General features: G+C 56.2%; 19 protein-coding genes. 1 reads left to right on the top strand and 18 read right to left on the bottom strand.

Annotated elements, in window-relative coordinates; genetic code table 11:
• Window positions 1-19 precede the first annotated feature (19 nt).
• The 18 genes from dapG to rimP all read right to left on the bottom strand — a co-directional run bounded on the left by dapG (window position 20) and on the right by rimP (window position 17,830).
• The gene (dapG, locus tag BLU70_RS04215; protein WP_006446995.1) at window positions 20-1,237 is read right to left on the bottom strand and encodes an aspartate kinase; all 1,218 of its coding nucleotides are present in this window, start codon (window positions 1,235-1,237) and stop codon (window positions 20-22) included.
• A 31-nt stretch (window positions 1,238-1,268) separates the two neighbouring features.
• Window positions 1,269-2,306: an aspartate-semialdehyde dehydrogenase gene (locus tag BLU70_RS04210; protein ID WP_074692354.1), complete on the bottom strand. Its 1,038-nt coding sequence runs from the start codon at window positions 2,304-2,306 to the stop codon at window positions 1,269-1,271.
• Between the two features lie 82 nt (window positions 2,307-2,388).
• On the bottom strand, window positions 2,389-2,994 hold the full coding sequence (locus BLU70_RS04205; protein ID WP_058094938.1) for a dipicolinate synthase subunit B: 606 nt from the start codon (window positions 2,992-2,994) through the stop codon (window positions 2,389-2,391).
• A complete protein-coding gene (gene dpsA, locus BLU70_RS04200) occupies window positions 2,985-3,896 on the bottom strand; it encodes a dipicolinate synthase subunit DpsA (RefSeq protein ID WP_006446998.1) in 912 nt (303 codons plus the stop codon). Before dpsA ends, BLU70_RS04205 begins: the two co-directional genes overlap by 10 nt.
• A gap of 140 nt (window positions 3,897-4,036) precedes the next feature.
• The gene (dut, locus tag BLU70_RS04195) at window positions 4,037-4,498 is read right to left on the bottom strand and encodes a dUTP diphosphatase (RefSeq protein WP_237716451.1); all 462 of its coding nucleotides are present in this window, start codon (window positions 4,496-4,498) and stop codon (window positions 4,037-4,039) included.
• Window positions 4,495-5,760, bottom strand: coding sequence for a M16 family metallopeptidase (locus BLU70_RS04190; protein ID WP_074692350.1), 1,266 nt, complete (start codon window positions 5,758-5,760; stop codon window positions 4,495-4,497). The genes dut and BLU70_RS04190 overlap by 4 nt, the downstream gene beginning before the upstream one ends.
• A gap of 53 nt (window positions 5,761-5,813) precedes the next feature.
• On the bottom strand, window positions 5,814-6,803 hold the full coding sequence (locus tag BLU70_RS04185) for a polysaccharide deacetylase family protein (protein ID WP_244885117.1): 990 nt from the start codon (window positions 6,801-6,803) through the stop codon (window positions 5,814-5,816).
• Window positions 6,804-6,871: 68 nt separating this feature from the next.
• Window positions 6,872-8,986, bottom strand: coding sequence for a polyribonucleotide nucleotidyltransferase (locus BLU70_RS04180; protein ID WP_074692343.1), 2,115 nt, complete (start codon window positions 8,984-8,986; stop codon window positions 6,872-6,874).
• 113 nt (window positions 8,987-9,099) lie between these two features.
• Complete coding sequence (gene rpsO / locus BLU70_RS04175; RefSeq protein ID WP_006447003.1) at window positions 9,100-9,366, bottom strand: 30S ribosomal protein S15; 267 nt, start codon at window positions 9,364-9,366, stop codon at window positions 9,100-9,102.
• A gap of 165 nt (window positions 9,367-9,531) precedes the next feature.
• A complete protein-coding gene (locus BLU70_RS04170; RefSeq protein WP_074692339.1) occupies window positions 9,532-10,494 on the bottom strand; it encodes a bifunctional riboflavin kinase/FAD synthetase in 963 nt (320 codons plus the stop codon).
• 1 nt (window position 10,495) lies between these two features.
• Window positions 10,496-11,410: a tRNA pseudouridine(55) synthase TruB gene (gene truB / locus BLU70_RS04165; protein ID WP_074692334.1), complete on the bottom strand. Its 915-nt coding sequence runs from the start codon at window positions 11,408-11,410 to the stop codon at window positions 10,496-10,498.
• A 2-nt stretch (window positions 11,411-11,412) separates the two neighbouring features.
• The gene (locus BLU70_RS04160; protein ID WP_006447006.1) at window positions 11,413-12,414 is read right to left on the bottom strand and encodes a DHH family phosphoesterase; all 1,002 of its coding nucleotides are present in this window, start codon (window positions 12,412-12,414) and stop codon (window positions 11,413-11,415) included.
• Window positions 12,415-12,439: 25 nt separating this feature from the next.
• Window positions 12,440-12,808, bottom strand: a complete 369-nt coding sequence (rbfA, locus tag BLU70_RS04155; protein WP_074692329.1) for a 30S ribosome-binding factor RbfA — start codon at window positions 12,806-12,808, stop codon at window positions 12,440-12,442.
• A 46-nt stretch (window positions 12,809-12,854) separates the two neighbouring features.
• The gene (infB, locus tag BLU70_RS04150) at window positions 12,855-15,500 is read right to left on the bottom strand and encodes a translation initiation factor IF-2 (RefSeq protein ID WP_276326108.1); all 2,646 of its coding nucleotides are present in this window, start codon (window positions 15,498-15,500) and stop codon (window positions 12,855-12,857) included.
• Window positions 15,501-15,513: 13 nt separating this feature from the next.
• Window positions 15,514-15,861, bottom strand: coding sequence for a L7Ae/L30e/S12e/Gadd45 family ribosomal protein (locus BLU70_RS04145; protein WP_074692322.1), 348 nt, complete (start codon window positions 15,859-15,861; stop codon window positions 15,514-15,516).
• Window positions 15,854-16,135 carry an RNase P modulator RnpM gene (gene rnpM / locus BLU70_RS04140; protein WP_040289482.1) on the bottom strand — a complete coding sequence of 94 codons (282 nt, stop codon included), beginning with the start codon at window positions 16,133-16,135 and terminating at the stop codon, window positions 15,854-15,856. The genes BLU70_RS04145 and rnpM overlap by 8 nt, the downstream gene beginning before the upstream one ends.
• 26 nt (window positions 16,136-16,161) lie before the next feature.
• Window positions 16,162-17,286: a transcription termination factor NusA gene (gene nusA, locus BLU70_RS04135; protein WP_074692317.1), complete on the bottom strand. Its 1,125-nt coding sequence runs from the start codon at window positions 17,284-17,286 to the stop codon at window positions 16,162-16,164.
• Between the two features lie 70 nt (window positions 17,287-17,356).
• A complete protein-coding gene (rimP, locus tag BLU70_RS04130) occupies window positions 17,357-17,830 on the bottom strand; it encodes a ribosome maturation factor RimP (RefSeq protein WP_040289483.1) in 474 nt (157 codons plus the stop codon).
• Window positions 17,831-18,077: 247 nt separating this feature from the next.
• Here rimP and typA point away from each other — a divergent pair, with 247 nt between their 5' ends.
• Window positions 18,078-19,913, top strand: coding sequence for a translational GTPase TypA (gene typA, locus BLU70_RS04125; RefSeq protein WP_074692313.1), 1,836 nt, complete (start codon window positions 18,078-18,080; stop codon window positions 19,911-19,913).
• Window positions 19,914-19,917 lie beyond the last annotated feature (4 nt).

The raw sequence follows: 19,917 nt of genomic DNA, 5'->3' as shown, positions 1-19,917 counted from the left end.
ATCGCTCTCTCCTGTTCGGTTATACCTCCGCCAGTTGAAAAGCCCGATGCAAGGCACGCACCGCATCAGCCATTTGCGAACCGTCCACAAGTACCCAAATGGTCGTATGTGAGTCTGCCGACTGTAAAATGTCGATTCCCGAGCTCGCCAAGGCGTCGACAATCCGCGCCATCACGCCAGGTACTCCCATCATGCCTGCACCTACTGCAGACACCTTCGCGCAACCGCGACGCACCTGGGATCGATAACCTAGTTGCGATAAGTGGTGGACAGCCGTATCCGCTAGCCCATCCGGAACGGTGAACGCCACCTCGGTCGGCGTCACCGAGATAAAGTCGAGCGAAATCTGATGCTCGGCCATCAATTGAAAGATGGACGAACTCCCAATTCCCTCGCCGCGAACAACGATTTGTGCAACGTTTGGCGTGTGCGCAATCCCTGTCACCGACTGATCGAACACACTGGAGTGTTCCAAGCGGCGGGCCGCCTGCGTCACCAAGGTGCCCGGATCGTCCGACATGGTACTGCGCACGCGAATTGGCACATTCCCTTGCATTGCCAATTCTACAGCGCGCGGATGAATCACCTTTGCGCCTTGATAGGCCATGTTGCAGATTTCGGTATACGTTACTTGCGCCAACTGGCGAGCATCATCGACAATCCGCGGATCAGCCGTCATGATGCCGGACACGTCGGTGAAAATGTCCACCACTTCCGCGTGCAAAGCGACGCCGAGAGCGGTTGCCGTCGTATCGCTGCCGCCCCGCCCGAGCGTCGTCACGTCGCCATCTTCATCCGCGCCCTGAAATCCTGCCACAATTGCGATTTCCCCGTCCGCCAACGCCTTGTGCAAGGCATCGGTGCGCACATCAAGAATGCGTGCGTTGCCAAAATCGGAAGAAGTGAGAATTCCCGCTTGCGCACCGGTCATTGCGCGTACCTTGTGGCCGCGTGCACGAAGTTCCTGGGCAAAAACGACCGCTGAGATGATCTCACCACACGCCATCAACATGTCGCGCTCGCGCAAATTGACAGGGGCGGCGCTCGCTTCTGAACTCTCCAACAGGCTCAGCAACGAATCGGTCGCGTAAGGATCTCCACGCCTTCCCATAGCGGAGACGACCACGACGACGGCATATCCGTCCTCCTTCGCCTGCTCAATGTGGCGATATGCGGCGCGCCGCGACTCAGGCGTCGCGACCGACGTACCGCCGAACTTCTGTACCACAATCTTCACAGCGTTTCGACTCCCCCATTCGGGCCCAAACTCAGTTTGCCCGAGCAATCAACGCTTCCGCAATCTGCACGGCGTTCCAGGCCGCACCTTTGAGCAAATTATCAGCGACGACAAAGAACAGTAGCGTATGTGGATCACCTAGGTCCTGACGGATGCGACCGACATAGGTCTCACCTGTATCCTCAGCCATGCGCGGATGCGGATACGCATACGTAGCCGGATCATCAACCACAATCAGATTTTCTGCTTTGCGCATTCTCTCCCGGGCCGCCTCAGGCGTCACCGGCTGCGTAAAGCGAACCGCGACAGACTCGGCATGGCCGTATAACACGGGAACGCGCACTGCCGTCGGACTTACGCGCAGATCCGGCAACTCGAGAATCTTGCGCGACTCGTTGACCAATTTCATTTCCTCTTTGGTATATCCGTTGTCGAGAAAGATATCACATTGCGGAAGTACGTTAAACGCCATCGGATAATGCGTATCCTGCTTCACCACAGGAAAAACAGTTTGTTTGCTCGCTTCTCCCGCACGAAACGCGTCCACCTCGTCGAGCAGGGCGTCGACGGCGGTTTGCCCCATCCCGCTAACGGCCTGATACGTGGAAATCACAACGTGTTCCAACCCGAATTCGCGCAAGCTATGAAGCGCAACCATTAACTGAATGGTCGAGCAGTTCGGATTGGCGATGATACCTTTGTGCGCATCCAGCGCGTGGGCATTGACCTCTGGCACAACCAGCGGAACCTCAGCATGCATGCGATAGGCTGAACTGTTATCGATCACGATGGCTCCACGCTTGACAGCTTCGGGCGCATATTGCTCACTAGCCGCTGCTCCCGCGCTAAACAGCGCAATATCGACATCCGCAAACGAATCAGGCGCCACCGCTTCGACTTCGATTTCCTGTCCGCGAAAAGTCAAGCGCTGGCCAGCCGAACGCGGCGAAGCGAGCAACTTGATATCCTCCACAGGGACATTGCGCCGCTCTAATGTCGACAACATGCGACGTCCCACAGCGCCGGTTGCCCCGAGGACCGCAAAGCGATATCGTTCCTTCTTCTTCATGACACAGCCCCTTTTCTGGTGATAGCTTTCCGGAGCGGTTCAACTCAAGGCCACTTGAATGAGCGAAAAGGGGCGCTCTCCATTACGACGGACGAGCTTCGCGCCACCGCTCAATCAGTACGGGTTGCAATTGCCGGCCGTCGAGTGCGGCCGCGATGGCATCCGGAATCAACGTCATTAACGACACAAGTGAATTCATTTTAACATGCGGTGCATCCTGACCAAACGGAACAAAATAGATGTTTTTCGCATTCATCAACCGAGCTATATTGTACATGCTTAAACCCAGTCCGTCATTCGTTGAAATCGCGATCACGACGGGTCTGCCGTTGCGCAGGGTTGCCTTGGCTGCCATCAACACCGGCGAGTCGGTATTCGCCTGCGCCATGCGGCTTAGCGTGCTCGCCGTACACGGAGCAATGAGCATCGCGTCCAGAGTCTTTGCAGGGCCAAGCGGCTCGGCCTGTGGGATGCTGACAATTGCCTCATTGCCCGCCGCCTCCTCAATTTTCTTTGCCCATTCGCCTGCTTCACCGAAGCGCGTGCTTGTTTCTAGCACATTGTGCGAAAATACCGGGATGACGTTTGCGCCCAAGTCGACGAGTCGCTTAACTTCCGGGAAAATCTCTTCATAGGTACAGTGGCTGCCGGTAACCCCAAATCCAATGGTCTTGCCCTTTAGGTCCACAGTTCTTCCTCCTCGTAATCCAAGTCGTCACTGTCAGCGAGAATTCGCGAGATCGACGCCGCAATGATGCGACCCGCAGTCTTCGGTGCGACCAGCCCGGGCAGACTCGGTGCCAACAGCGCCTTAATACCGCGGCGCTCCGCATAGCGAAAATCAGTGCCGCCCGGCTTGGAAGCGATATCGATAATCACCGCGTCGCGCCGCATATATTTCAGCACTGCGGCAGGTAGTACCATCGCGGGAATGGTGTTAAACACGATGTCCGCGTCGTGCACGGCGTGATCGATATGCTTAATGGGGACGGGAATCAGCGAACGTTCGTGAATGCGCGCGAGCTCGTGTTGGTGCTGTGCACAAACGTGGACGATCGCGCCCATTGCATGCAGCTTATGTGCCAGTGTCTGACCACAGCGGCCGAAGCCAAGCACGACCGTTTTCGCGCCATGCAGCGTGATATCTGTCTCCTGCATGGCAATGGCAATGGCGCCTTCTGCCGTCGGTATGGAATTGAGAATCGCGACCTCGTCGAGCTCCATCAACTTGACCAATTGCAAAGAATAGCGTTCACACCACTCGCCAAGCACGCGCCGTGCAATGCCCGTAAATACATATGTGCCGGGGCGCATCGCCTGAAAGTGCGCCTCGGTCAACATGACGGGTTCTGGGGCAAATTTCGTATCGACCCGCCCATCGTTCTCCATCCCGGCCACCGGCAGCACGAGCGCGTCGGCATTGGCAAATATGTTCTCCGACAACTCGCTAACCGTCGTGTCCGCGAACGTCCGTTGCAGATCTGGAAATCCGATGAGCGTGGCGCTCGCATCGTTGTCAGTCACTTGTGCAATCACCTCAAGTTGCCGAGCGTCGCCGCCGACAAACACGAGATGCTTTCCTGTGAGCATCTGGCCTTCACCCCTCCATACACGTGCCATAGCTTATGTGCCATCGCCCAAGAGGGTGAAACGGCGGCTGACGAAAAACGCCGCCCGCCGGGTAATTCCCAGCAGGCGGCGTCCCATGAAGCCGCTGTTGTTTGGTTTATCTAACGTGTTCCAGTTGAGCCAAAGCCACCTTCCCCACGCTCTGTCGCCGCCAACGATTCGACCCGTCGCCAGTGGACAACGTAAATCGGCGCCACGACCAACTGGGCAATGCGATCTCCGGGCTCGATCACGACCGTGCTATCGCCGTGGTGACTCAATAAGACCTGAATCTCGCCTGTATAATCACTGTCGATCACGCCAACGCCGTTTGTTAGGGCGATGCCGTGTTTGGCCGCCCAACCGCTGCGCGCGTAAACGAGCGCTACAACGTCCTGCCGGGGCAGACCAATGGCGATACCCGTGGGAACGCGCAGATGTGTACCAGGTCGAAATTCGACGGGTCCATCCAAGCACGCCCGCAGATCCATGCCGGCCGCTCCCGCAGACGCATACTGCGGCATGTACTCGTCGCGAAAGAGAGGCGATACAACTTGAATATTCACATCCAACCCATGAGTCACGACGACGCACACACCTTCACGGATCCCTCGAGATCGATGCCGGCCAGCGGTCCGACCGCAGCGACAGCAAAACCTGAACTCAGCACCTGCTTGGCCACCGCTTGAACGGCTTCCGGCGTCACGGCTTCGATACCGGCGATCGTCTCCTCGATAGGCACATCGCGACCCAAGAGCAATTCGTTTTTGGCGATTCGACTCATACGGCTACCCGAACTTTCCAACCCGAGCATTAGAGCACCTTTTACCTGCCGCTTCGCCTTCTCAAGTTCTTCGTTTGTCAGCTTCGACTGCCACATGCCGTCACACACTGACTGCACGAGTTCCAAGACCTGTTCCGCCGTCTCTGGCGAGGTGCCAACATAAACCCCAAACATCCCGGCATCCTGATACCCCGTGTGAAACGAGTATACAGAATACGCCATGCCACGCTCTTCCCGAATTTCTTGAAACAGCCTGGAAGACTGCGTGCCACCCAGCATATTGTTGAGCAAAAGGAGTGGATACAGCTCATCTCGTCCCGCGGGATAACCCGGCGAGGCCAAGCAGATGTGAACCTGTTCGATGTCCTTTTCGCGTACTGTGACACCGCGGTAAAAGGGAGGTACCGACAATTTGCACGGTTCTTCTCCAACCCTTTCCATGTCGCCAAACAAGCGTTCAACTTCACGCACGACCATCGCTTGATCGACGTGTCCGGCAACTGCGATGACCATGTTGGATGGCTGATAATGGCGGCCCACGTAACTCAGTAAATCTTCACGCGTAAACCGCTGTAAATTCTCCTCGCGTCCGAGGATGGTGTAGCCAAGAGGGTGATTCCCATAGACGCCGTCTGCAATCAGATCCATGACCAGTTCGTCCGGGGTGTCCTCGTACATGTGAATCTCTTCAATAACGACGCGCTTTTCTTTTTCAATTTCAATGGGTGCAAACGTCGATCCCAGCAACATATCTGCCAAGGTGTCGAGGGCAATCGCGAAGTGCTCATCGAGAACACGCGCGTAAAAGCAAGTATATTCTTTCGCGGTAAACGCATTGATCTGGCCACCGAGATCGTCAAACAGATGCGCCAGATCCTTCGCGCTATAACGATGGGTACCTTTGAAGAACATATGCTCAAGAAAATGGCTGATCCCATTCTCGGATGGCGCCTCATACCGCGAGCCAGTCCGCACCCAAATGCCTAAACTGACCGAGCGAATAGATTCGATTTCTTCACCGACAATGCGCAAACCGTTGTCGAGTTGTACTCGATATGTCAAAGAAAAAGCCTCCTCATCCTACCCGAACCTACATGCACAGTAGCCCCACTATATCAAACCGTTGGGACAGGGCTCAAGATGGAAGGCGGCATCATCGCCGGGCGCTCGTCGACGACGTCTTCGACCGTCTTTGTATGAAAACCAGCGACGGACAGCATGTGCAAAATCTGCGGGAGCGCTTCCACCGTGCTCTGCGTAGGATGCATGAGGATGAGAGCGCCCGGAGCCATTCCGCGTTTCACGCGATCGACGATCATCTGAGCCGGTGGACGCCGCCAATCGACCGTGTCTACGGTCCAGAGAATTGTGTACATACCTCGTTCGTGAGCCATATTGACCAGCCGGTCATCGTACGATCCCGCCGGCGGCGCGATCAACCTTGGCCGTCTGCCAATCATTCGCGCGATCACATCGTTCGTTCCGTCGACCTGACGCGCTAGCGCGGCTGCAGACAGCTTGCGAAAATCAGGATGGCCGCTGCCATGTGAGCCAATGGCATGGCCGTCTGCCGCTATCTTGCGCAACAAGTCGGGATGTGCCGATGCCCACTTTCCGTCAATAAAAAATGTCGCCTTGACGTTTGCGCGTTTAAACGCAGACAACATGGCGGGTATATATTCCTCGCCCCAAGATACATTGACCATGAGTGCGACCGACTTTTCCGTGTCCGGACCACGATAGATGGGATCCGCCGGCAACATGGAAAGCCGTACACGCGGGGGCACGAGCCGCCACACGAGATGCCGTTTACCATCCGTCGCCATGCGCGTCGCGCGCTCGCTTTCTGCCACATCCAGTCGCCATCCGCACAAACCAGGAATGGCGTGCCAAACCCGGTCAGTGCGGGCATCGACCGGCGGCACGCCCATGTCACGATGATCATCCTGCAGTTGTTCAGTCAAGGATTTGGTTGGCAACGTTTGCCGCTGTGCATGTGTCTGGCCCGCCTGACCACCGGCATGCCGATGGGTCGCATGGACGAACTCAGCGGTTCCAAACAACACGGCACAGGCACTCGCCGCCCAAATCAAAACTCGCTTCATATACACCCCTCCACTGTCATAACAGGGATAGGGTGCCTCAAATTGCGCGGAAAGAATCACAAAGCGCATCAAGTTCGCTCTGACGGACTTGCCACCAGGCCACCTTGTTGAGCTTTCAAGACCTCTTTGCGCGAAAGATTGATACGTCCCTGATTGTCGATCTCGGTGACCTTCACCGTGATCGGATCGCCCACCTGGCAAACGTCTTCGACTTTCGCCACACGATTGATGTCGAGTTGCGAGATATGAACAAGTCCCTCTTTGCCAGGAAGTATCTCGACGAATGCACCGTATTTTTCAACGCGCGTCACTTTGCCGACATACGTCGCGCCGACTTCGACCTCACGCACAATGTTTTGAATCATATCGCGCGCCTTGTCAGCCTGCCCGCCATCCATGCTGTGGATGAATACGCGCCCGTCCTGCTCGATGTCAATTTTGACGCCGGTCTCCTCGATAATCTTGTTGATCACGCGTCCGCCTGGGCCAATGACGTCACGTATCTTGTCTGGATTGATACGAACCGTAATGACGCGCGGTGCAAACTTGGAAAGATCGGAACGCGGCTGCGCGATCGCCTGCATCATCTTGCCCAGGATGAACATACGCCCATCATGAGCTTGCTGTAGCGCACGCTCAAGAATATGGCGGTCAATGCCACTGATCTTGATGTCCATCTGCAGAGCTGTCACACCCTTGGCCGTTCCCGCCACCTTAAAGTCCATGTCGCCCAAATGGTCTTCAATTCCCTGAATATCGGTTAAAATCGCCACTTGGTCGCCCTCTTTGACAAGACCCATGGCGATGCCGGCGACGGGCGCCTTGATGGGGACCCCGGCGTCCATTAAGGCCATGGTGCTGCCGCAGATGCTGGCTTGAGAGGTCGAGCCATTCGACTCCAGAATTTCCGAGACCACGCGGATCGCATACGGAAACTCTTCTGGCGAAGGAATGACCGGATCAAGCGCCCTTTCTCCAAGTGCGCCGTGACCGATGTCGCGACGGCTTGGTGCACGCAGCGGTTTGGCCTCACCGACACTGAACGGCGGAAAGTTGTAATGGTGCATATAGCGATTCGACTTCTCCACCTCAAGGCCGTCGAGCATCTGCTCGTCACCCATAGCGCCGAGCGTACAGACCGACAACGCCTGTGTCTGCCCACGAGTGAACAGGGCTGATCCGTGCGTACGCGGCAACAGTCCGACTTCGCAACTAATCGGCCGAATTTCATCTAACTTGCGCCCGTCAGGCCGAATACCTTCCTGTAAAATCGCCCGCCGCACTTCCTCTTTGAGAATATCGTGCATAATCTCGGCGATCTCGGCCTCTCGCTCCGGAAACGCTTCGGCAAAGTGCGCTTGCACCTCCTCGTTCAAGTTCGACAGCGCTTCTTCACGCGCGAGCTTGTCCGGATTACGCACTGCGATGTTGACACGTTCAGTCGCATATTGACGCACAGCCTGGTTCAGGTCCGGATCCACCTGATGGAGTTGCACCTCGCGCTTAACGACTCCCACCTTCTCAGCAAACGCGAGGATTTCATCGCAAATCTGGCCAATGACCTTGTGACCAAATAAGACAGCCTCGAGTACCGTGTCCTCAGGCACCTCGTTCGCCCCGGCTTCCACCATGACAATGGCATCCTTTGTACCAGCGAGCACAAGGTGTAAATCACTCTTTTCCGCCTGCGCTACAGTCGGATTGATGACGAACTCGCCATCCACCAATCCGACGATCACGCCGCCAATCGGGCCGTTAAACGGAATGTCAGAAATGGTCAATGAGGCGGACGTACCAATCATCGCCGCAATTTCCGGTGCACAATCCTGATCGACCGACATCACGATATCGACAACTTGAACATCGTTGCGAAAACCATCGGGAAATAATGGACGAATGGGACGGTCGATCAAGCGCGAGGCCAAAATGGCTTTTTCACTCGGACGCCCCTCACGTTTGATAAACCCGCCGGGAATTTTGCCAACTGCATAAAGCCGTTCTTCGTAATTGACTGTGAGTGGGAAAAAGTCGAGGTCTTTGGGCTCTTTCGATGCCGTCACCGTCGCCAGAACCACCGTCTCGCCGTATTGCACATTCACGGCAGCCGTCGCCTGCTTGGCCAGCTTACCGGTTTCCAAGATAAAGCGGCGGCCACCCACTTCAAATTCATGACGAACCACCATGGTTCACCTACCTCCTATACCGCCGAGGTTATTCAATCTGTTATGTATGAGCACCTTTCGTGGGAAAACTTCAGTTCCCATGCAAAAGAAGCGGGCCTAAGCCCGCCTCTCCCTTACCTGCGCAGTCCAAGCGACTGAATCAGTTCGCGATACCGGTTGATGTCCTTTTTACGAAGATAATTCAACAGGTTGCGACGCCGACCAATCATCTTGTAAAGCCCACGGCGCGAATGATGATCCTTCTTGTGTGTGCGGAAATGCTCCGTAAGATAATTGATGCGTTCTGTGAGAATCGCAATCTGGACTTCCGGAGATCCGGTATCCGTTTCATGAACCTTGTACTTTTCAACAATCTGCTTTTTTGCTTCTGCGTCCAACATGATGTTGTCCTCCTATTCCTTTCATCCCTGCAACGAAGAACAGGTCGGAGGTATCCTCCTGATCCGCGATGCAGTTCATCGTGTATGACACACAAATCATAGCATAGCACAAAATCAAACTATCGACTACAGTTGAGCCCGGACAAAAGCTTCATCTCTCTCCCGCTACTCGCCTACATGTGTCTGAGACAACCCTAACAACTGGCGCGTCACATCGCAGTCGCGTGCAATTTGTGCCTTCAACTCGTCCAACCCAGCAAATTTCCGTTCATCGCGGATTCGGCGCAAGAACGATACTCGACATTGTCTCCCGTATAAATCGCCGCTAAACCCTAACAGATGAACTTCCAGCCGAAAGGTCGTCCCCTCAACTGTGGGACGCATCCCCGCATTCAGGACGCCGAACCACATCGACTCCGACGACGCACCCTCATCAAGCAACGCCACAGACACAGCGTACACTCCTGATGCAGGCATCACGTACTCGTCTATTCCGCCAAGATTTGCAGTAGGAAAGCCAATAAGCCGTCCTCGCTTGTCCCCATGCACTACAGTTCCGGTCAAAGCATATGGCCGGCCAAGCAATGCCTCCGCTGCCTCAACGCGACCGGCAGCCAAATGCGAGCGTATCTGTGAACTACCGACCTTGTGCCCGCTCTCGACGACAGGGGGGACAACAGTGACGCCGATATCCAAGGACTGGGCGAGTTTTCGCAACACATCGGTCTTGCCACTCCCCCCCTGCCCAAAGCGAAAATCGTCACCCACCACGACATGTCGAACCCCAAGAGCCGGTAAATACGTATGGACAAATGCGTCGGGCGTCAAAGATTGAAATGCTCGATTAAACTGCGCCACGTAATAAGCGCCCACGCCCAACTCCGCAAGCAAGCGCACTTTTTCTGCACGCGGCGTGAGTGTTCGCAGATACTCCGGATTTCGTGTCAGCGCGTAGGTTGGATGTGGCTCAAAACTGAGCACAGCAAGCCTTTCGCCCATCCCCGCCGCTCTACGCGCAGCGTCGAGGATAGCCTGATGCCCAATATGTACACCATCAAATTTGCCGATGGCAAGTACCTGTGGGACCTCACTGGCAGGGGGCATCCCGTGGATCTCGTGAAACAGCATGTTATCCCTTCTTCCAAAACACCTTCTTCGGGCGAATCAGCGTCGGCTCTAAAGACTGCACCTCGCCTACGGCGGCAATGGCACCCGCATGCACAATCAGCACAATCTGACCCGCCTCAGCCCCGGACAGCTCGTCCATACAGCGCACGGTCTGCCCATTGGCCAATCGCGATAAAACGCCCGCTGATGGGTGCCAAATCGGGTACCCGTCGAGATAAAGCAACGGATCACGCAAAAATGCCTCGGGATTTTCACATGCGAGCCACGCCTCAAGTGCAACCGCGTCAGCAAGACGTGCCGACCCGACCGCCGTGCGCCGCAAAGTAGCCATGTGCGCAGGAACGCCCAACCGCTCACCGAGATCGCGGCAAAGTGCTCGCACATAGGTGCCTTTGGAACACGTGACGGAAAAAGAAGCCGAACAACATTCACCTTCGGCGCGAAAGTCGGCCAGTTCGAAATGCGAAACGTGAATTTTGCGCTCCGGCAACGCCACCGTCTCACCTTTCCGTGCCAGTTCGTAAGCACGCACACCGTCGATGTGAACAGCAGAATACGCCGGTACGGTCTGCATGGTTACGCCGAGGAACGCCTCTGCCGCCTTGCGGAGATCGGCAAACGTCAAATGGGCCGCGGAAGCTTGCCGTGTCACACTTCCTGCGGCATCGTCCGTGTCCGTACCAATGCCAAATACAACCGTCCCCGTGTACGACTTATCGGCGCTTGTGAAATACTCCAAGAGTCTTGTGGCATTGCCTACACAGATCATAAGCAACCCACTTGCACCGGGATCGAGCGTGCCGGCATGACCGACCTTGCGTGTGCCGAGCTTGCGCCGCACCTTGGCGACCACGTCGTGTGAAGTCGGCCCGACAGGTTTGTCGACGAGCAACACGCCATTTGCTGTATCGCTCATACTCACACTTCCTTCAACGCCAACTGCACGGCCCGCTCGACATTCGCTTTCGCCTCGGCCAGTGGCCCTGGTAGATTGCATCCAGCCGCCCGGGCGTGGCCGCCGCCGCCAAACTGCTGCGCAATTTGCGCAACGTCGACAAGGCGCTTGGAACGCAGGCTGGCCTTGATCATGCCGTCGGGCCGCTCGCGTAACAACACGCCAACCTCGACCGTCTCGACCGATCGCGCAAATCCGACCAACCCTTCGACATCGTCTTCATTGGCGCGCGCCTCGGCGAGCATCTGCTGACTTACCATGATAAAGGCGTAGCGGCCATCATCCGCGATGACCATGTCGCGCAAAGCGGTCTGCAACAACCGCATTTGCTCCAACGTTCGCGCCTCCAACGCAGGTTCCGCAATATCGTAGGGACGGACTCCACTGGCCAGCAACTCAGCGGCAATTTCGTGGACTTCTTGCGTTGTGTTCGGGTAACTAAAACCACCTGTGTCCGTGAGAATCCCCGTGTACAGACACTTGGCGAGATCGATCACAAGCGGTACGCCGAGCGCGTGCGCAATGTGAAAAATCACTTCGCAAGTGGCAGCGGCCTCCGCGTCGACACACGCGACCGCACCGTAATGAGGATTGGTCTGGTGGTGGTCGATGTTCAGAATACACGCGTCCGGCGCGATCGCGGATGCAACGGAAGCAAAGCGCAATTCGTCCGCACAGTCGACGGCGATCACGCGACGGAATGGTCGAACAGGTGGTTCGGCAAGCTGACGAATCTGATCAAACATCGGCAGAAAACGAAAACGCGCAGGGACAACCTCTCCCACGACAAACGTCCAACGCTTACCCAAGGCCTGTAGAATGTGCGCCATGGCTAAGGCGCTTCCCAGCGCATCGCCATCTGGCCGTTCGTGCGTGACAATGAGCCAGTCATCGTCCGCGGCTATAGCCTTGGCGACCTCCAACACGGCCACCTTCTGTCGAGGTACAGGTTGCCACTGCTCCATGCCTCGTCCTCCCCACATGCAATCGTTACTCGCCTGCCGATCCGCCATCCTCGCCGTCATGAATCGTCTTCAGAACCCGTTCAATCCGATCACTATATTCCCCAGACTCATCCAGTCGGAACAGAAGCTCTGGTGCAACACGCATATGGAGCCTCCGCGCGATCTCGCCGCGAATAAAGCCGGCGGCCTTCGTAAGGGCAGCGAGCGTGCCATCCTTTTCTTCCTGAGAACCAAGAACGCTGACAAGCACCTTTGCGTGTTGCAAATCGCCGGACACCTCGACGTGCGTAATGGTCGCAAACCCGACACGCGGATCCTTGACGCTCGTTCGCACGATTTCGGCCAATTCCTTTTTCATCTGTTCCGCGACTTTTTGTACCCGAATTCGAGACACGCGGGATACACCTCCACCGGCAGCGCTCGCGCCCGAGGGTCAATGGTCAGGCACGCTTGACAGCCTCCATCGTAAATGCCTCGATCACGTCGCCAACCTTGATATCGTTGAACTTCTCCAACGTAATGCCGCATTCGAAGCCTGTGGCGACCTCGCGCACATCGTCTTTGAATCGTTTCAACGAATCCAGTTTGCCCTCATACACGACAATTCCGTCGCGTACCAAACGCGCCTCTGCATCGCGCGTCATTTTACCATCGGTCACATAGCAACCGGCAACCGTGCCGACCTTAGAGATATTAAACGTCTCGCGAACCTCCGCGTGACCAAGCACGACTTCCCTGTACTCAGGCGCCAACATGCCCTTCATGGCCGACTCCAATTCGGACATGACATCGTAAATCACGCGATAGAGTCGAATATCAACTTTTTCCTGCTCTGCGATTCGCTTGGTATTCGCGTCCGGCCGCACGTGGAAACCGATAATAATGGCGTTTGACGCGGACGCCAGAGCGACGTCGGACTCCGTAATGCCACCTGCGCCCTTGTGAATCACACGCACACGCACGCCGGAAACGTCAATTTTTTCAATGGACTGAACCAAGGCTTCGACCGAACCCTGAACATCGGCCTTGACGATCACGTTCAATTCGGCGACATTGCCCTCTTGAATCTGGCGATACAAATCGTCCAGCGTCACGCGAGCCGTGTTTTGCATTTGCTCTTGCTTTTCGCGGCTCATGCGTTTTTCCACGAGGTTACGTGCACCCCGCTCGTCGTCGTACACGACAAACTGATCCCCGGCTGACGGAACGCCATTGAGCCCCTGAATCTCAACAGGCGTCGACGGTCCAGCCGTCTTCAGGCGCCGACCGGTATCGTTGACCATGGCACGCACGCGCCCGTACGTCGTACCAGCCACGACAATGTCTCCGACCTTGAGCGTTCCGTTTTGTACGAGCACTGTTGCCACCGGGCCGCGACCGCGATCGAGCTTTGCTTCGATAACCGTGCCTCGCGGCCGCCCTTCCGGATTCGCCTTAAGCTCTTGTACGTCCGCGACGAGCAGAACCATCTCAAGAAGTTCTTCTAAACCTTGTCGCTTCAGCGCGGAGATAGGTGCAAAGATGGTATCTCCGCCCCATTCTTCCGGTACCAGGCCGTACTGCGTCAACTCCTGTTTCACGCGATCCGGATTTGCATCCGGCTTATCGATCTTGTTCACCGCAACCACAATCGGCACGTTGGCCGCCTTTGCGTGGTTGATGGCCTCGACAGTCTGCGGCATGACACCATCGTCTGCAGCCACGACGAGAATGGTGATATCGGTCACCTGTGCCCCCCGCGCGCGCATCGTTGTGAATGCCTCGTGCCCTGGCGTATCTAAGAACGTGATTTGACGGTCTGCAATCTCGACCTGATAAGCCCCAATATGCTGCGTGATGCCGCCGGACTCCGTGGCTGTGACCTTGCTTTCACGAATTGCGTCCAGCAAGGTCGTTTTGCCGTGATCGACGTGCCCCATGATGGTCACCACGGGTGGCCGAGGCACGAGCGACGCCGGATCATCCTCTTCCACCAGCATGTCCAATGCCTCTTCGTCGACGGGTTCGACAACGTGGAGCGTAACACCAAAGTCGGAGGCAATGAGCTCCATAGTGTCCGTATCGATTTCCTGGTTGATGGTTGCCATGACACCGAGGAGAAGTAGCCTTTTAATGAGTTCAGCCGGCTCGCGCTGCAACAGCTTCGCAAAGTCGCCGACGCTCATCGCTCCTTCGACGGTCACTTCTGTTGGCAATGGCTTGGCCTGCCCCTTGCCGTTAGCACGGCGCTTGGAGCGTTGCAGTTTTGTCTCATTAAATTCCTCGTGCCGCGCGAATCCCTGGCGATCCTTCTTATCCTTGTCCTTACGCAAACTACCGGGCGCGGTCGGCTTCGTTTGCGCGGGAGCAATCGCAGCTGCCGCTGGGCGTCCTCCTCCAGGTCGTCCGCCGCCTTGACCACCGAAACGTCCGCCCTGACCGCCCGCCGGGCGCCCTTGTCCGCCGCCGAAGCGTCCGTTATCGCGACCACCACGATTGCCGAATCCACCTTGACCCTGGCTCTGACCAAAACGCCCGCCGTCGCGATTGCCATCGCGACTCCCGTAGTTACGGCCATCGCGACTGTTTTGACCGTTCATACCCGGCCGATTCCCACTTGTCCCATCGGCTTGGCGAGGACCGCGATGACCAAAGTTGCCGCCCTGCTGCCGATTTCGATTGTCGCGATTGTCGTTGCGAAACCCAGCGCGCTCGTCCCGCTGCCCGTTTCGATTGTCACTGCGCTGCTCGGCTCGGCTGTCCTCGCGGCGGTCGTCGCGCCGCCCTCGGTTTCTCGCATCCTCGCGACCCGCTCCATCGCCATCCCGGCGGCTGCCAGGCGTACGATTTGCGTCAGCGGTGCGCTCCGGCCGCACTTCCGCCTTTGCGACCTCCGCTTCTGGTTGCTCTTCGCGGCGCTTGTGTTGCCGCTCACGCATCTCCTTTTCAGCTTCCTGTGCCCGACGCTCTGCCGCGCGCTTTTTCACATCGGCAAAAAAGCTTTCAACCTTGCGGATCATGTCGTCATCCATGACGCTCATATGATTGGCCACCGGCACATCAAGCCGTCCCAAAATGGTCAATATCTCTTTGCTTGACATGTTCATTTTCTTTGCGTACTCATACACTCGAATTTTCGTCAAACGCTCCACCTCCGAGGGTTTCCCCAATCCGCGACCGCAACTTATTCGCAAAGCCATCCTCGACAATCGCAATAGCTGCAGCTTCTTTACGCCCAATCGCCTTGCCCAACTCCGCCTTGTCGCCAAATTCCACAATGGGCACGTGATAATACGACGTCTTGTCAAACATTTTTTTACGCCCGTTCAAGCCGGAATCGAACGCCACAATCACCAGCTTCGCCTGCCCACTCGAAATCGCCGCAAGAATCCGATCCTGGCCGTCGATCGCGGCTCGCGCCCGCCGCGCCATGCCGAGTAGAGACAACACCGCTGCCGCATCAGGCACCGCCCGCGACCTCCCGCATCTTTTCCGCCAAAGCTTGATACACCTGGTCAGGAATACTCGTCTTCAACATGCGCTCCAATGAACGCCTTTTCTGAGCCGTTTGTAAGCAGCTTGGCTGCGGGCAGAGATAGGCACCGCGCCCATTCTGCTTGCCGGTCGGGTCGACGCGCACTTCACCTTCAGGCGTATGCACCACCCGCACAAGTTCACGCTTCGGTTTCATCTCCTGGCAACCGACACATTTGCGCAGAGGCACTTTCCGCACCTTGTTCATGCCATCCTCCCCCTGCCCCGCACCGCTTAAGGTTCGTTCAGCCAATCGTCAGCAAGCGTACCGACTGCATTGTCATCACTTTCCGGGTCCTCGTCGAGGTTTGTAAACAAGTCCTCACCCGACACCTGTGACTCGCTCTTAATGTCGATCTTCCAACCGGTTAAGCGAGCGGCCAAGCGCGCGTTCTGCCCCTCTTTGCCGATCGCAAGCGACAGTTGGTAATCGGGAACGATGGTCCTCGCAACTTTTTCAGTCTCAAAGATCTGTACATCGACAACTTTGGCAGGAGACAGCGCATTGGCGACAAAAGTCGCTGGATCCTCGCTCCACTCAACGATATCGATCTTTTCGCCATTGAGTTCATTCACGACAGACTGTACGCGGCCGCCACGCGTGCCTACGCACGCGCCAATCGGATCGACCTCAGGATTGCGCGAATGGACTGCGATCTTCGAGCGATATCCGGCCTCGCGCGACACGGCTTTGATTTCGACGACGCCGTCATAAATCTCAGGCACTTCCAATTCGAAAAGCCGCTTTAACAGCCCCGGGTGACTTCTTGATACAACGATTTGTGGTCCCTTCGTCGTTCGTTCGACCCGCGCGATGAACACTTTGACACGGTCTCCCAAGTGCAATTTATCAGTCGGCATCTGCTCCGATTGAGGCATGACAGCCTCCGTATCTCCGAGGTCAACATACGCGACACGCGGCTCGATGCGACTGACGATGCCACTCACGACCTCTTCCTCGCGATCAGCGAACTTTCCATAGATGACCGAACGTTCCGCTTCGCGGATCCGTTGCGTCACCACTTGCTTGGCCGTCTGTGCAGCGATCCGCCCAAAGTCGCGCGGGGTCACCTCAATTTCAACGACATCGCCCAATTGGTAACTCGGGTTGATATCTCTAGCCGCATCGAGCGAGATCTCCGTGCGTGTGTCTTCCGGTTCCTCGACCACCGTTTTTCGTGCGAACACGCGAACTTCGCCAGTATCACGATGAATATCTACCCGGACGTTGCCTGCAGAGTTAAAGTTGCGCTTATAACCAGAAATAAGTGCTGCTTCAATGGCCTCCAACAGAACTTCTTTATCAATGCCCTTCTCGCGGGCGAGTTGCTCCAGCGCGTCCAGAAAATCAACGTTCATAGAAGGGAACCTCCCCCTTGCATTAATCTCACGCACGCCGGCCGTGGCTGCCCCATCCCGGCGATAGCGCTCATAATTCGACGGCCAGACGCGCCAGTGCCACCTTGGCGAGCGGAACGGTGACTTTACGACTTCTCGTTTTCACACGTACGTCGAGTTCCAACTGCTCGCCGTCGTATGAAAGAAGTGTGCCTTCGAACGACTTGGATCCGTCGATGGGCTCGTACAGCGAAACATAGACATGTTCACCGATTGCTCGCTCAAAGTCTGCCGGTTTCTTCAAAGGGCGCTCTGCACCAGGCGACGAGACCTCGAGAAAATAGGATTCGGGAATCGGATCGACGATGTCCAACTGCTCTGACAGTTGCTCACTCACGCGGCTGCAGTCATCAATGTCCACACCGCCGGGCTTGTCAATGAACACTCGCAGATACCAATTGGCGCCTGCTTTTTGAAATTCCACGTCGACCAATTCAACTTGCTCTTTCTCCACAATCGGCAACACCAAACGCTCGACTATGTCCGTCACACGTTCTTTCGCCACGTGCCATCCTCCCCAAGCTCGGGCTCGGTCATCTTGCCATCGCCACGCGTACGCCAAAAAGTGCCTAGCATAAATCAAAGAGTGGGAAATAGCCCCACTCTTGTCCGTACACGGTATACGAAGCCTAACACATGCATTATACCACCTATGGAAGCTCCCTGCAAACGCGGCCAATCGCCAACTGCGTTGTAATCGTGAAGCCTTCGTGCTATCGTGTTTAGCGCAAAGTCAGTGCAAGGAGGACACCATGCAAACCGATGTAACTCGGATGCGGAACGTGGCGATTGTCGCGCACGTCGACCACGGCAAGACAAGCCTGGTTGACCAACTGCTTAAACAGTCGGGACTCTTCCGCGACAATGAGCAGATTCACGAGCGGGCGCTCGACTCCAACGACCTCGAGCGCGAACGCGGCATCACGATTCTCGCCAAAACCACATCCATACCTTATAAAGATTACCGCATCAACCTCGTCGATACACCTGGCCACGCAGACTTCAGCGGCGAAGTCGAGCGCATCGTCAAGATGGTCGACGGCGTATTGCTCGTCGTCGATGCGTTTGAAGGCGTCATGCCACAAACGCGTTTTGTACTTGAAAAGGCCCTCTCTGCCGGACTTGTACCCGTGGTCGTGGTCAATAAGATGGATCGACCCAACGCCCGCCCAGCCGAAGTCATCGATGAAGTGCTGGACTTGTTTATCGATCTCGGCGCCAATGAAGATCAACTCGAATTTCCCGTCGTCTACACATCGGCAATACTCGGTACTGCGACGGACGACCCGAGTGTGCCAGGGACGAATATGGAACCCTTGTTCCAAGCTATTATTGAACACATTCCAGCACCTGACGTCGACGTTTCAGGACCCTTACAATGGCAAGTCACGATGCTCGATTACAATGAATATTTGGGACGCATCGGCATTGGCCGCATTGCACGCGGCGTCCTGCGGCAAGGTGAAACCGTCGCCCTCATCCAACGCGACGGCACCGTCGTCCAAAAACGCATCCAGAAGCTGTTTGCCCATCAGGGGTTACGGCGGATCGAAGTGAACGAAGCATTTGCAGGGGATATCGTGGCGGTTGCCGGGATTCCTGAAATTATGGTGGGGGAAACCGTTGCCGATCCCGCGAATGCAGATCCATTGCCGTTGCTAAGGATTGACGAACCGACTTTGGAAATGACGTTTCGCGTCAACGACAGCCCGTTCGCCGGGCGAGAAGGCACGCACGTGACGTCACGCAAGTTGCGTGAGCGACTGTTCCAAGAGCTAGAGTCCGATGTCAGTCTGCGCGTACAAGAGACAGAAGACGCCGACGTGTTTCTCGTAGCGAGCCGGGGCGAACTTCACCTATCTATCTTGATCGAAACCATGCGTCGAGAAGGCTATGAATTAGCAGTCTCGAAGCCCCATGTCATCGTCAAGGAGATCGATGGCCAGAAGATGGAGCCTATCGAAGAATTTGTTGCGGACGTGCCATCGGATGCCGTCGGATCGGTGATTGAATCGCTCGGTTCGCGCAAAGGCGAAATGGTAAGCTTGGAACCGACCGGTCAAGGAGATATGACGCGCCTGGTGTTCCATGTTCCGACGCGCGGACTGATTGGCTTCCGCACGGAATTCCTCACGATGACGAAGGGTTACGGAACCATGCACCACCGCTTCCATGAATATGGCCCGTGGCGCGGTTCAATCACGACGCGCAGACAGGGTGTCTTGGTCTCGATGGACACAGGTGAAGCCACAGCGTACGCGCTGGGTAATCTCGAGGACCGCGGCGTCATGTTCATCACGCCCGGAACGCCAGTATACGAAGGCATGATTGTCGGCGAACACACGCGCGAAAACGATCTGACGGTCAATGTGACCAAGGCTAAACACCAGACCAATATCCGCTCGGCCACGAAAGACGAAACCGTCCGCCTAAAGGCCGCCCGTACTCTGTCGTTGGAAGAATCCATCACATACATCGAAGACGACGAACTGTGCGAGGTCACACCACAAGCTGTTCGCCTGCGCAAGCGGATCTTGAACAAGAGTGAGCGTGAAAAGGCGCAGCGGCGCACACGCCAAGAGGCATGATAAA

The sequence above is a fragment of the Alicyclobacillus hesperidum genome (genome assembly GCF_900107035.1).
GTDB lineage: Bacteria > Bacillota > Bacilli > Alicyclobacillales > Alicyclobacillaceae > Alicyclobacillus > Alicyclobacillus hesperidum.
The sequence above is the reverse complement of the archived record's forward strand: the minus strand, read 5'-3'. Positions and strand labels throughout refer to the sequence as shown.